The 13,727-nt window shown below is 70.0% G+C and carries 11 protein-coding genes; 5 read left to right on the forward strand and 6 right to left on the reverse strand.

Annotated elements, in window-relative coordinates:
• Positions 1 to 89: 89 nt before the first annotated feature.
• Positions 90 to 1,964, forward strand: a complete 1,875-nt coding sequence (locus EOV43_RS11820) for an RNA polymerase sigma factor (protein WP_128221460.1) — start codon at positions 90 to 92, stop codon at positions 1,962 to 1,964.
• A 191-nt stretch (positions 1,965 to 2,155) separates the two neighbouring features.
• Here EOV43_RS11820 and sucD read toward each other — a convergent pair whose 3' ends face one another.
• Both sucD and sucC read right to left on the reverse strand, forming a co-directional pair.
• On the reverse strand, positions 2,156 to 3,037 hold the full coding sequence (sucD, locus tag EOV43_RS11825) for a succinate--CoA ligase subunit alpha (protein ID WP_128221461.1): 882 nt from the start codon (positions 3,035 to 3,037) through the stop codon (positions 2,156 to 2,158).
• A 17-nt stretch (positions 3,038 to 3,054) separates the two neighbouring features.
• Positions 3,055 to 4,221 carry an ADP-forming succinate--CoA ligase subunit beta gene (sucC, locus tag EOV43_RS11830; RefSeq protein ID WP_128221462.1) on the reverse strand — a complete coding sequence of 389 codons (1,167 nt, stop codon included), beginning with the start codon at positions 4,219 to 4,221 and terminating at the stop codon, positions 3,055 to 3,057.
• Between the two features lie 404 nt (positions 4,222 to 4,625).
• Between sucC and EOV43_RS11835 the strand changes: the two genes are divergently transcribed.
• Positions 4,626 to 5,756, forward strand: a complete 1,131-nt coding sequence (locus EOV43_RS11835; protein WP_128221463.1) for a M23 family metallopeptidase — start codon at positions 4,626 to 4,628, stop codon at positions 5,754 to 5,756.
• A 223-nt stretch (positions 5,757 to 5,979) separates the two neighbouring features.
• Positions 5,980 to 6,618: a hypothetical protein gene (locus EOV43_RS11840; RefSeq protein ID WP_128221464.1), complete on the forward strand. Its 639-nt coding sequence runs from the start codon at positions 5,980 to 5,982 to the stop codon at positions 6,616 to 6,618.
• Between the two features lie 16 nt (positions 6,619 to 6,634).
• Here EOV43_RS11840 and pcrA read toward each other — a convergent pair whose 3' ends face one another.
• From pcrA to EOV43_RS11860, 4 genes are all read right to left on the reverse strand, one after another.
• Positions 6,635 to 9,139 (reverse strand): DNA helicase PcrA, encoded by a 2,505-nt coding sequence (gene pcrA / locus EOV43_RS11845; RefSeq protein ID WP_128221465.1) that lies wholly within the window; start codon positions 9,137 to 9,139, stop codon positions 6,635 to 6,637.
• 157 nt (positions 9,140 to 9,296) lie between these two features.
• A complete protein-coding gene (locus EOV43_RS11850) occupies positions 9,297 to 9,656 on the reverse strand; it encodes a hypothetical protein (RefSeq protein WP_128221466.1) in 360 nt (119 codons plus the stop codon).
• Between the two features lie 42 nt (positions 9,657 to 9,698).
• The gene (locus EOV43_RS11855; protein ID WP_128221467.1) at positions 9,699 to 10,355 is read right to left on the reverse strand and encodes a response regulator; all 657 of its coding nucleotides are present in this window, start codon (positions 10,353 to 10,355) and stop codon (positions 9,699 to 9,701) included.
• Positions 10,355 to 11,650 carry an ATP-binding protein gene (locus EOV43_RS11860; RefSeq protein ID WP_239022110.1) on the reverse strand — a complete coding sequence of 432 codons (1,296 nt, stop codon included), beginning with the start codon at positions 11,648 to 11,650 and terminating at the stop codon, positions 10,355 to 10,357. The genes EOV43_RS11855 and EOV43_RS11860 overlap by 1 nt, the downstream gene beginning before the upstream one ends.
• Before the next feature lie 174 nt (positions 11,651 to 11,824).
• Here EOV43_RS11860 and EOV43_RS15875 point away from each other — a divergent pair, with 174 nt between their 5' ends.
• Both EOV43_RS15875 and EOV43_RS11870 read left to right on the forward strand, forming a co-directional pair.
• The gene (locus EOV43_RS15875; protein WP_128221469.1) at positions 11,825 to 13,258 is read left to right on the forward strand and encodes a PspC domain-containing protein; all 1,434 of its coding nucleotides are present in this window, start codon (positions 11,825 to 11,827) and stop codon (positions 13,256 to 13,258) included.
• A gap of 2 nt (positions 13,259 to 13,260) precedes the next feature.
• Complete coding sequence (locus EOV43_RS11870; protein ID WP_128221470.1) at positions 13,261 to 13,566, forward strand: hypothetical protein; 306 nt, start codon at positions 13,261 to 13,263, stop codon at positions 13,564 to 13,566.
• Positions 13,567 to 13,727 lie beyond the last annotated feature (161 nt).

A 13,727-nucleotide genomic window follows, 5' to 3' on the forward strand; every position in this document is an offset into this window, starting at 1 on the left:
GTCGTCACGACCCGGCCCGGCCCCGACTCCTGCTCCGAGGCGGGACACGAGGTGCGGCGCGCACCACCACCTCGTAGGGTGGGCACGTCATGAGCAGCCACCAGGACGACTTCGACGACCTCTACAAAGAGGTCCGGGACGACCTCCTCGTCGAGGCGTACGCCCTCACCGGCGACCTCGCGGTCTCCCGAGCAGCCGTCCGCGATGCGTGCGCCGTGGCCTGGCACCACTGGAACACCGTCCGCAAGGTCGAGGACCAGGTCGCCTGGCTGCGCCCCCAGGTGTGGAAGCGTGCCCGGGCCCGCCACTCCGTCCGGCCGTGGCACAAGGAGAAGAACCTCCCCGGCGACGTCGCCGACACCCTCGCGGTCCTCGACTCGCTGACGACGCCCCAGCGCAAGGCGTTGGTCCTGACCCACCTCTCCCCCGTGCCCGTCACCGAGGCGGCCCGCGAGATCGGCGTCACCGTCCCCGCCGCCGAGGAGCTCGTCGAGAAGGCCAGCACGACCTTCGCCGAGACCCGCGGCTGCAGCGTCGGGGAGATCCCCGCGCTGCTCGCAGAGCTGCGCACCACCGCCACCGGCCGATGGCCGCGATCCAGCATCGTGCGCCGCACCGGGACCACCCGCCGTCGGGCCCACACCGTCGCCGCCGTGCTCGGCACCGTCGCCCTGGTCGTCACCAGCGGCACGATCGTCACCCAGGGCGAGGCCCGCGAGGTGAACCTCGGCGCACAGGACTTCGAACGACGTCCCGCAGCCAGCGAGGACCCCGCGCTCCCGCTCCTGGAGGACTCGGTGCTCCTGGAGAAGGAGCAGCTCACCCGGATCTCGCCCAAGGTCACCTGGGCCGAGACCGCCACCCACCGCAACACCGACGACGCAGACCAGGGCATCGTCCTGCCGTGCCAGCAAGAACGGTTCGCCGACACCGCCGGCCAGGCCTGGGTGCGCACCTTCACCGGAACCCCCGTGCAGAAGAAGGGATCCGGGAGCAAGAAGTCCACGACTGCCACCACGAACGACCGCGTCGTCGAGATGGTGGAGATGTCGGTCGACGACAAGACCGCCGAGAGGACCTTCGCCACCGTCCACGGATGGATGGCTGCCTGCAAGGACCCCCGCACCCAGCTGTACGCGTTCCACCGCGTCGTCGGCGTCGGGGACAGCGCCGAGCTCTTCACCTTCCGTGACTACGGCGACGACCGCCGCACCGTCCGCGTCGGCGTCGCTCGCAGTGGCAGCACCGTCACCACCACCGTCTCCGACGTGCCCTCCGGCCAGGGGTCGGACGAGAAGGCAGCCCTGCTGCTCGCCGCCGCCGTCAACGCCGGCTGCGGCACGGAAGGCACCAGCACCTGTGCCGCGCCTCCCACGTTGAAGAGCAAGATCGTGCCGGCCGCCGGCGACGTCCCCGGCATGGTGAGCGAGTGGGACCTCCCGCCCGTCGACTCCGCGCCCGGCCCCTGGGTGGGTCTCACCCCGACGAAGGTCGAGGCCACCACGTCGGTGACCCGCTGCGACCGGATCGACTTCGCCGCGAACGGCGCGACCGGCGCACTCAGCCGTCAGTTCGTCCTCGTCGAGGTCAAGAAGCCCGGAGCGCTCGGCGTCACCGAGAGCGCCGCCACCGTTGCCTCCAGCGAGGCCGCGAAGAAGCTCATCACCAAGGTCGACGCGAAGGTCAACGGCTGTGCCGACGAGCTCGGCACCGAGGTCCGCTCCCTGGCCAACCTGCCCGTGAGCGGCGGCTCGATCAAGGCCTGGGACTTCGAGATCGCCACCGGCGACTCCGCCGCGGTGAAGTACCGCATGGCCGTCGTTCGCAACGGGCAGCACGTCGCCCAGATCACCTTCGTGGGTGTGCGCGACTTGGCCATGTCGCGCGACGACTTCATCGCGCTGGCCGCACGGGCCCAGGAGCGTCTCACCCGCCTGGACACCTCGGCCGCCACCACCGACTGACGTCGTCCCCGGGACGCGAGACCGGTCCCACCTGCTGCGCGTTGCCGTCGGGCTCGCGTTCACTTCGGCCACGGCGACCGTCCCTGCGCACGTGCCAACGACGACGTCCCCCGGACGCACGACAGCCCCCGACCGTGTGGTCGGGGGCTGTCGAGTCAGAACCGGGACGGGTCAGTGACCCGTGCTGAGGTTCAGAGGTTCTTCATGACCTCGCGCATGAGGGCGGCGGTCTCGGACGGCGTCTTGCCGACCTTGACGCCAACGGCCTCGAGGGCCTCCTTCTTGGCCTGCGCGGTGCCCGAGGAGCCGGAGACGATGGCGCCGGCGTGGCCCATGGTCTTGCCCTCGGGAGCGGTGAAGCCAGCGACGTAGCCGACGACCGGCTTGGTCACGTGCTCAGCGATGTAAGCGGCAGCGCGCTCCTCGGCGTCTCCACCGATCTCGCCGATCATGACGATCGCCTTGGTCTCCGGGTCGTTCTCGAAGGCCTCGAGGGCGTCGATGTGCGTGGTGCCGATGATCGGGTCACCACCGATGCCGATGGCGGTCGAGAAACCGAAGTCACGCAGCTCGTACATCATCTGGTAGGTCAGGGTGCCCGACTTCGACACGAGGCCGATCGGACCCTTGCCGGCGATGGTGTGCGGCGTGATGCCGGCCAGGGACTCCTCGGGCGAGATGATGCCCGGGCAGTTGGGGCCGATCATGCGCGTCTTCTTGCCCTGCAGGTACTGGAACACCTCGGCGGTGTCCTGGACCGGCACACCCTCGGTGATCACGACGAGCAGCGGGATCTCGGCGTCGATGGCCTCGATCGCGGCAGCCTTGGTGAAGGCCGGGGGAACGAAGGCGACGGACACGTTGGCGCCGGTCTCCTTCATGGCCTCTTCGACGGTGCCGAAGACCGGGAGGGTCTTGCCGTTGAGCTCGACCGTGGTGCCGGCCTTGCGGGCGTTGACGCCACCGACGATGTTCGAGTCGGCCTGGAGCATCAGGTCGGTGTGCTTGGAGCCCATGCCACCGGTGATGCCCTGGACGATGATCTTGGAGTCCTTGTTCAGGAAGATAGTCATTTCAAGTTCTCCTTGTCTCAGGCGTTCGCCAGCTCGGCGGCCTTGTCGGCCGCACCGTCCATGGTGTCCACCACGGTCACGAGCGGGTGGTTCAGCTCGGCCAGGATCGCGCGACCCTGCTCGACGTTGTTGCCGTCGAGACGGACCACGAGCGGCTTCGTCGCGTTGTCGCCGAGGATCTCGAGGGCACCCTTGATGCCGTTCGCGACCTCGTCACACGCGGTGATGCCACCGAAGACGTTGACGAACACGGACTTGACCTGCTCGTCGTTCAGGATGACGTCGAGACCGTTGGCCATGACCTGGGCGTTCGCGCCGCCACCGATGTCGAGGAAGTTGGCGGGCTTGACGCCGCCGTGGTTCTCGCCGGCGTAGGCAACGACGTCGAGGGTCGACATGACGAGACCAGCACCGTTACCGATGATGCCGACCTGGCCGTCGAGCTTGACGTAGTTGAGACCGAGGTCCTTGGCCTTCGCCTCGAGCGGGTCGGCCTCCTCGCGGATCTCGAAGTCAGCGTGGTGCGGGTGACGGAACTCCGAAGCGTTCTCGTCCAGGGACACCTTGCCGTCGAGAGCCTCGAGGCGGTCGCCGGCCAGACGGGCCAGCGGGTTGACCTCGACGAGGGTCGCGTCCTCGTCGACGTACACCTTCCACAGCTTCTGGACCATCTCGATGGCCTGGTCGCGGAGCTCGGCGGGGAACTTGGCCTCGTCGACGATCGCAGCGGCCTTCTCCGGGGTGACACCCTCAAGGGCGTCGATGCGGATCTGGCGCACGGCCTCGGGGTTGGTCTTCGCGACCTCTTCGATCTCGACACCACCCTCGACGGAAGCGATGCAGAGGTGGCCACGGTTGGCGCGGTCCAGCAGGAAGGAGAAGTAGTACTCCTCCACCGGCGGGGTCGCGGGGGTGACCAGGACGCGGTTGACCGTCAGTCCCTTGATCTCCATGCCGAGGATCGCCTTGGCGTACTCGTACGCGTCGTCAGCGGTCTTGGCGATCTTGACGCCACCGGCCTTGCCACGGCCGCCGGCCTTGACCTGGGCCTTGATGACGGTGACGCCACCCATCTCCTCAGCGGCAGCCTTGGCGTCCTCGGCGGTCTCCACGACCTTGCCGAGGGTGGTAGCCACTCCATGCTTGGCGAAGAGTTCCTTCGCCTGGTACTCCATCAGGTCCACGATCCACCCAATCCTCTAGGTACGCGAGCGCGCGGGCAGCCCCGAGCCATGAGTGACCCAGGGGGCGCGTTCCAACTCGGCGAGACTAAACCGTGATGGGACCGGACGGCGACCCCAGCACCCCCCCAAAGGGGTGCATGTGCCTGAGGTCACACGAGGTGTGGCCCGTGTGGCTCGCGTGACGTGCGTCAACAGATGGGGCGTTTGGGTGACATGCCGCACCCCTGTTCGGGAGGTTGATGCCGGGTGCTGCCGAAAACGTCCGTTCGCCTGCACCGAGTTGGGTAAAGGGCGGACAATTGGTCCACGACAGATACCGACCCCGCGTCGATCTCCGTTACAGTCGGCCGAGTTGCCGTACTGGCGACACAGCCCCACCCCCGAACCGACGAGGTGCACAACGCATGGGTAACCATCGAGCTGAACGCGGACTGCGCCGCACAGCCTCGGCCGGTCGCGCCTCCCGTCCGTCCACCGACACCCGGAACGCCATTCCGGGCGGAGCCCGCAGGGCTGCCGCCCCGGCGAGCCGGGTGAGCGACATTTCAGGGACCGACGCGGACACCACCAACATCCCCCCCTCCAGCGTCGAGACCGACGCCGGGACGACGTCCGGAGCCACGACCCCGGCAGCCACCAGCCCGGGTCGCCGCCGCGCCGCGGCAGTCTCCGCGCTGATCTCCGCCGAAGCCGCCGCACCGCTCAAGGACACCGTCTCCCCCACGCAGGGCCACGTCGAGCCAGGGCGCCGCCGCGCGTCCCGCACCGCGGCCCCTCGCACCCGCTCCACCACCGCCTCGCGCGTGTGGACCAAGCCGTCCGTCCCGGTGATCGCGGGCATCGCAGCACTCGCCCTCTCGGTGGGTGGCGCGATCATCACACCGCAGCTCTCCGGCCCCGAGACCGCGAAGGCCACTGCCACCGCGAGCGGAGCCACCTCCGACGTCGCCAAGGCTGCCGCCGAGGCACTGGCTGAGCGCGACGCCGTCATCTCCAGGGACAGCCGGCGTGACGCCGCTGCCGCCGAGGACGAGGCCGCACTGCTGGCCAAGGCCGAGGCGATCGCTGCCAAGCGCAGCAAGACCCTCGCCTCGATCAACGTCCGCGCCAACCAGCAGGCGGCCAAGATCGAGGCCAACCAGTGGCACATCCCGGTCGCCAACTACCGGATCTCGGCCACCTTCGGCCTCTCCAGCTACCTGTGGCGCAGCGTGCACACGGGCCTGGACTTCGCCGGCCCCCACGGCCAGGACCTGTTCGCCGTGGCCAACGGCACGATCACCGAGACCGCTCCAGCCGGGGCCTACGGCTACCGCACGATCCTCACCCTCGAGGACGGCACCGAGATCTGGTACTGCCACCAGAGCGCCTACAAGGTCTCCGTGGGCGACAAGGTCGTCGGCGGTCAGGTCATCGGCTCGCTGGGCACCACCGGCAACTCGACCGGCCCCCACCTGCACCTCGAGGTGCACCCGGGTGGCGGCGACGCCGTCGACCCGCGCAGCGTCCTGCAGGCGCACGGCGTCACTCCCTGATCGCACTGCGGGCCGACCAGACCCTGTCAGACCACGAGGCCCTCGTCCCTTCCGGGACGGGGGCCTCGCGTCGTCAGGGAAGAAAGGCACGAGCAGTCCCCGGAGCAGGGCCCACCGCGAACCGCCCGCATATATGATCTATCGAGATACGCGACTGGTTCGCGGTCTCCCCGGCCGTCCCACCGGCGACGTCCCTCCCCCGCCCCTCCCCCGGAGTAGGTCCATGCCTCTGCGCACCACGTCGCGTCGTGCCGGCGCTGCCCTGTCCCTCAGCGCCCTCGTCGTCGCTCTGGCCACCGCCTGCGGCTCGACCGAGTTCCAGGAGTACGACCCCCTCCCGACCGGCACCGCCCCCGCGGGCTCCGAGGTCGACGACGCACCCGTCGAGGACGAGGCACCCGTCGAGGACGAGGCACCCGTCGAGGACGAGGCACCCGAAGATCCCCAGGAGTCCGACGCTCCCGACGCCGCCCCCGTGGCGAGTGGGGGCGACGAGGCCACGCAGACCCCGGTCCCCGCGACCTCGTCCACCGTGGTCGCGATGCGCTTCCAGGCCCACCTCTACGACGGTGACGCCGCGGCCTGTGACCTGCTCACCCCCAAGGCTCGCAAGTCACTGGTCTCCTCCGCCGAGAGGACCGGGATGGTCAAGGCCGGTGGCACGTGCGAGGAGTACGTGGCCGGCGTGGGCGACTCCTTCCTCGACCCGCCCAGCATCCGCAGCTACGGCGTCGACGAGACCGACACCACTGCCAGCGTCCGCCTCTCCATCACCGACAGCCAGGGCACCGTCTCGCCGAGCCTGATGAAGCTCAAGAACGTCGACGGCGAGTGGCTGATCAGTGACTGGGGAGTCCACTGACTCCCCTCCGCTCCTCTCAGAGCTTCTCGAGCGGGGCATAGCGCAGCAGCAGCCGCTTCACGCCCTGGGATCCGAAGTCGACCGAGGCGACCGACTTCTCGGCCTGCCCCTCCACGCCGACGACGGTGCCCATGCCGAAGGAGTCGTGCAGGACCCGGTCGCCGGAGGACAGCGACGGGATCTCGCGGGTCTTCTTCGACTTGGTCGCAGCGTCGAGACGCATCGCGGCGGAGGAGAAGTTGCCGCGTCCGGCGTCCGTCAACGAACCGGTCGAACCGGCTCGGCCCTGCACAGCACTGCTGCCGCTCGACCCCCACCGGCTCGGCGCGGCCTCGGAGCGCTTCCACTCCACCAGGTCGACGGGGAACTCGTCGAGGAACCGCGACGGCGGGTTGTGCGACGGGGCTCCCCAGGCCGAGCGGACCGCAGCCCGGGACAGGTAGAGACGCTCGCGAGCACGTGTCACGCCGACGTAGGCCAGGCGACGCTCCTCCTCCAGTTCGGTCGAGTCGCCCAGGGAGCGCTGATGCGGGAAGACACCGTCCTCCAGACCCGTCAGGAAGACGACCGGGAACTCCAGACCCTTGGCGGTGTGCAGCGTCATCAGCGTGACCACGCCCTCGCCGTCGTCGGCGTCGGGGATCTGGTCGGAGTCGGCGACCAGCGCCACCCGCTCCAGGAAGTCCGTCAGGCCCGGCGTCACCGTGCCGGCCTCGACGTCGTCGGGGTCCGCCGAGGGGCCGGCCTGCGGGTCCTCGGCGAACTCGCGCGCCACGGCGACGAATTCGGCGAGGTTCTCCACCCGGGTGCCGTCCTGGGGGTCGTCGGAGGCCTCCAGCTCGGCGAGGTAGCCCGAGCGGTCCAGGACGGTCTCCAGGATGACGTCGGCTCGCTCGCCGGCCTCCACCATCTGGCGCAGCTCGACGACCATGTCGGTGAAGCCGCGGATCGCGTTGAGGGACCGCGTCGCGATGCCCTCCGCGCGGTGGGCCTGCAGCAGCGCCTCGAAGAACGTGATCCGCTCCCGCTCGGCGTGGAACGCGACGACCGCCTCGGCACGGTCACCGATGCCACGCTTGGGGACGTTGAGGATGCGGCGCAGCGAGACCTCGTCGGCCGGGTTGGCGAGCATCCGCAGGTAGGCCAGCGCGTCACGGACCTCCTTGCGCTCGTAGAAGCGCGTACCGCCCACCACCTTGTAGGGCTGGCCGGTGCGGATGAAGATCTCCTCGAAGACCCGCGACTGCGCGTTGGTCCGGTAGAAGACCGCGACGTCGCCCGGACGGGCGTCACCGGCGTCGACGAGCTTGTCGATGGTGTCGGAGACGAACCGGGCCTCGCCGTGCTCGTCGTCGGCGACCCAGCCGACGATCTTCTCGCCGTCGCCGGAGTCGGTCCACAGACGCTTGGGCTTGCGGCCCTTGTTGTTGCTGATGACCGCGTTGGCGGTGGCGAGGATCGTCTGGGTGGAGCGGTAGTTCTGCTCCAGCAGGATCGAGGAGGCGTCGGGGAAATCGTTCTCGAAGTCGAGGATGTTGCGGATGTTGGCACCGCGGAACGCATAGATCGACTGGTCGGCGTCACCGACGACCATCAGCTCGGCCGGGCCGATTCCGCCGCCCGCCGAGGCTCCGCCCACGAGGTCGCCCTCGGCGGTCAGCTTCGGGTCCGCGCAGAGCTCGTGGATCAGCGCGTACTGGGCATGGTTGGTGTCCTGGTACTCGTCGACCAGCACGTGACGGAACCGGCGACGGTAGAACTCACGCACGTCGGGGAACGCCCGGAACAGGCCGACGGTGGCCATGATCAGGTCGTCGAAGTCCATCGCGTTGGCTGCGCGCAGACGCGCCTGGTAGGCGCGGTACGCCTTGACGTAGGTCTCCTCGAACGCGTTGGTGGTCGACTTCGCGGCCTCGTCGACGTCGACCAGTTCGTTCTTGCGGTCGCTGATCCAGTTGAGCACCGCGTTGGGCTGGTACTTCTTCGGGTCGAGCTCGAGCTCCTTGAGCACCATCGTCATCAGACGCTTGGAGTCGGAGGAGTCGTAGATGGTGAACGACGACGTGAAGCCGAGCTTGTCGACCTCCTTGCGCAGGATCCGCACGCAGGCCGAGTGGAACGTCGAGACCCACATCAACCGGGCCCGACGGCCGACCAGTTCCTCGACGCGCTCGCGCATCTCGGCGGCAGCCTTGTTGGTGAAGGTGATCGCGAGGATCGAGCCCGGGTGGGCGCCACGCTGCGCGACCGTCCAGGCGATCCGGCGGGTCAGCACGCGGGTCTTGCCCGAGCCGGCGCCGGCGACCACGAGCAGCGGCTTGCCCGCGTGCACCACGGCCTCACGCTGGGGCTCGTTGAGGCCCTCCAGCAGTTCCTCCGGAGTGGCCGCACGGGTACGCACCGGAGCCTCGTGGCCAGCACTGTCGGACGGGGCCCACCCGGACGCCGCAGGGCGTTCGGGAGCGTCGTCCTTCGCGGCGGAGAGGTGTTCGAGTCCGGGGATCATGAAGGGGTTGCTCATCGGGATCAAGCCTACGGCCCGGCACCGACACTGCGGGTCCCGAGACGCGGCCGACGCCCCGACGACTCAGCCCCCGACGACTCTGCCCGGGAACGACGGACGGCGTCGCAGCCAGGCTGCGACGCCGTCCGGAGAAGAGGGGTGTGGTGAGGTGGGATCAGAAGGTGTGCGGGGAGCTCATGAAGACCGCGACGCCCATCGCGGCGACCGTGGCGAGCAGGATCACGCCGTAGAGACCGTTGGAGATCTTCGGCTTGCGCAGGTTGGCCATCACCAGTGCGGTGGCGACCAGGGCCAGGAGGAGCTTGATCCCGATCTTCATGTGGTTGACGTCGGCGTCGCCGGCCTCGAGGACACCGACGAGCGCGAGACCGGCGACCAGGGCCAGGCCGGAACCGTCGCGCATCAGCCAGGTGACCTTCTTCTCCGGCTCGCGGGCCTGGATGAGCAGACCACCGAGGAGGGCAGCGAAGCCGAGCAGGTGAACGAAGAGGAGAACGAGCCGCAGGATGTCCATGCGGCGGAATCTACCGGGCGACCCGATCAAGGTCCGCACCGCTCAGAGCAGGCGGCGGTCCGAGGCCCACTTGGTGAGTTCGTGACGCGAGGAGAGCTGGAGCTTGCGGAGCACCGCGCTCATGTGGGTCTCGACGGTCTTGACCGAGATGAACAGCTCCTTGGCGACCTCCTTGTAGGCGTAGCCGCGGGCGATCAGCCGCATCACCTCGCGTTCCCGTTCGGAGAGCCGGTCGAGGTCCTCGTCGACGGCCGCCACCGGCACCGACCCGGCGAAGGCGTCGAGCACGAACCCGGCCAGGCGCGGCGAGAAGACCGCGTCGCCCTCCGCGACCCGACCGATCGCGTCCACGAGCTCGGGACCGGTGATCGTCTTGGTGACGTAGCCGCGGGCGCCGCCACGGATGGTCCCGATGACGTCCTCGGCGGCGTCGGAGACACTGAGCGCGAGGAAGCGCGGGGCGTCGGGCAGGTGTGCGGTCCGGCGCATCACCTCCACGCCACCACCGCCGGGGAGATGCACGTCGAGCAGCACCACGTCGGGACGTGCTGCCGCGACCGCTGCGACCGCGGTGTCGACGTCCTCGGCCTCGGCGACCACCTCGACCCGACCCACGCCGGTCTGCCCGAGCTCGGCGCGCACTCCGGTGCGGAACATCGCGTGGTCGTCGACGACCAGGACCTTGACGGGGGCGTCCATCAGTTCTTCTCCTCGTGGGTGGGGCTGGTGACAGGGGCGAGCGGGACCACGATCCGCACCTCGGTGCCGTCCCCGGGCGTCGAGCGGACGCTGGCCCGTCCGCCGTGCCGTTCGATCCTGCCGATGATGCTGCCACTGACCCCCATCCGGTCGGCGGCCACACCCGCCGGGTCGAAACCGACACCGCGGTCGCGGACGAAGACCTCCACCTCGTGCGCACCGCACTCGGCGTAGACGTCGACCCGCTCCACCCCTGCGTGCTTGACGACGTTGGTGAGTGCCTCACCGACCGCCTGCACCACCGGACGGACCACCGTCGCGACGTCGCAGTCACCCACGGCGACGAGGTCGACGACGAGGCCGTGGTCGTCCTCGAACTTCGCCGCGAGGTCACGCAACGCTCCGGCGAGGGTGGCGTCGTCGAGGGAGTCGCCGGTGTAGAGCCAGGCCCGCAGGTCGCGTTCCTGACGGCGCGCCAACCGGGTCACCTGGGTCGGGTCGGAGGCGTTGCGCTGGATCAGCGCGAGGGTCTGCAGGACGGAGTCGTGCAGGTGTGCAGCCATGTCGGCACGCTCCTGGGTGCGGATGCGTTCGGCGCGTTCGGCACCCAGGTCGGAAGCCAGCCGCAGCAGCCAGGGCGCGGCGACCACGACGACACCGACGATGCCGAGCACAGTCGCGATCCACACCTCGCGCGCCATCGCCAGGCCCGAACTGCCGACCGCGAAGATCGAGACCGCGACCAGCACCAGCGCGGCACCCGCGGCGATCCGGGCCCATCCGGCGCGGGTGTCGGCACCGATGACGGCACGGACCGGGTCGATCCGACCGTCGACGTCGAACCAGCGCTGCTTCTGCGCCTCGTCAGCCTGACGCCACAACAACGCCACGCCCAGCCCGGCCACCAGCAACGGCACCAGGACCGAGAACGACCCGAGCATCACCTGCAACGCCAGGATCAGACCGATGCCCGCCACCACCAGCGACCCGACGGGACCGACGTCGCCGAGCAGGCGCTGCGCCATCGGACGACGTCCCTGACGGGACGCCCCCTCCAGTCCGGGCGTGGACCGCTCGAACGAGGCGTCGGAGGGGACCAACATCCAGAGCGCGCCGTAGAGGACCAGACCGGCTCCGTTGAACAGCATCGCGACGACGAACCCGATGCGGGCCCACTGCACCGGCACGCCCAGGTGCGCCGCGAGACCGGAGGCGACACCCCCGAGCCACGTCTCGGCACTCGCGCGGGTCATCCGACGAGCGCCGAGCGGTGGGTGCAGTTCCTGGGTGGTCACGGACCCATCGTCGCAGCCGCCCGCGACGGGATCCATGAGGGGCGACCCCGGTCGCACCCTGAACCGACCCCCGGGTGCACGGGCTGGCTCCCCGGCACGGACCGGGGTCGGACCGGGGTCGGACCGGGGTCGTCCCCGATACCGCTGGCCGCGTCGACGGCGCAGGCTTGAGCCATGGACACGAACATCCCTCCCGCTGCCGGACACACCGGCCAGCACCCCGGCGAGGCCGGCCCCCGCGTCACGTGGGACGACGTCAAGGACGTCCGTCGCTTGCGACGTTCCCGCGACGACCGCACCGTGGCCGGCGTGGCCGGTGGTCTGGCCCGTCACCTCGACGTCGACCCGCTGCTGCTGCGGATCGGTTTCGTCGTCCTGACGATCTTCGGTGGCGCCGGGATCGTGCTGTACCTCGGTCTCTGGCTGGTGGTCCCCGAAGAGAGCACCGACCGTGCGACCGTGGCGCTCGACGCCCGCCGCCGCGACAGGGCGCTGGTCGTCGTGGTCGTCCTGGCGGCCCTGGCACTCGTCGGCGGCTGGGGCATCTCCGGCACCCCCTGGCCGTGGATCCTGGCGCTGTTCGCCGCCGGAGGGTTCCTGTTCGGCAAGATGCGCGACTCCTCCCGACCGGACGCTGATGCGAAGGTGGCCCAGTTCCGCCAGCCGGACGAGTTCCGCCAGCCGGATGCGTTCCGCCAGCCGGACGAGTTCGCCCGACCGAGCGAGTTCGGTCAGGCGGCCGAACCGCAGGCGACACCGGACGTGACCGTCCCGCTCACCACCTACGGTCCCGTTCCTTCCGCTGGTGCCCCACAGCCCGCTCCACAGCCCGCCCCACAGCCCGCCCCACAGCCCGCACCGTACGGCGCGCCGTACGCCGGAGTCGTGCCCCCGGCCCGAGCCCCTCGTCCTCTGCGGCAGTCTCGCCGTGACGACCCGCGTCGTCGTGGCCCGGTGCTCTTCTGGATCGTCCTGGCGCTCGCGGCCCTCGGGGTGGGGTTCCTGGGTTGCGTGCAGCTCTCCGGCGTCGACGTCCCCGCTTCCGCCTACCCGGCGTTGGTGACCGCCCTGGCCGCTGCGGGTCTGCTGCTGGGGTCGTTCTGGGGACGCGCCGGGGGCCTGATCGCCCTCGGTGTCGTCGCCGGCGTGACCACCGCGTCGATGAGCTCCGTCGAGCAGTACCCGCGCACTGACGTCCACCTCGTCCCGGCCACGTCCGGCGACGTCCTGGACTCGTACGACTTCAAGGCCGGCACCTTCGTCCTGGACCTCAGCGCGGTCCGCAACCCCTCCGCACTGGTGGGCCGGGAGATCGCGGTGGCCGGGGGCGTCGGCGAGATCGAGATCGTGGTCCCCGGCGGAGTCGGGGTGGACGTGGTCACCAACGTCGGCGTCGGCGAGGCACGGGTGTTCGGCAACACCGGCGCCGGGCTCGGCGTCGCCCGGACGGACGCCTCCTACCTGACCGACGACCACGAGGGCTCCGAGGTCTTCTGGCTCACGGTCGACCTGGGAGTGGGCGAGGTGATCGTCCGCGAGGCGGATGCCCCCGCCCCCGCCTCCGTCCCTGCCACGGCCCCCACCCCTGACGCACTCGAGGAGAACTGACGATGAACGCACCCGACCACCAGCACCACCAGGATCCCCAGCACACGGTGTTCCTCGACGACGTCCTGAGCGACGTCGACGAACCGGTCGCCCTGCAGGAATCCACCGGGGGTCTCCACCCACTGCACGTCAACCACCTCGTGTGGGGTCTGGTGCTGGCCGGCCTCCTGGTGGTGTGGGGTCTGGCCACGACCGAGGTGCTCCCCACCGACGACCTGCGCTGGCTGCTGCCAGTTCCGTGGCTCGTGGCGGGTGGCGCGGGTCTGGTGGCGGCCGTGCTGGGGTCACGACGACGCACTCACCCCTGAGCCCACCTCGCGCTCTCGCACCGCCCACCCCGCTCACTCGCTCGCTGCCGCAATTGTCGGATTGATGCCGCGCCGCCGGCGTGTCACCGCATCAATCCGACAATTGCGCGGGCAGCACAGCGCAGGCACCGACCGGCGAGCGCCGGATGCACCCCTTCCCA

Source organism: Nocardioides yefusunii (assembly GCF_004014875.1).
Lineage (GTDB): Bacteria > Actinomycetota > Actinomycetes > Propionibacteriales > Nocardioidaceae > Nocardioides > Nocardioides yefusunii.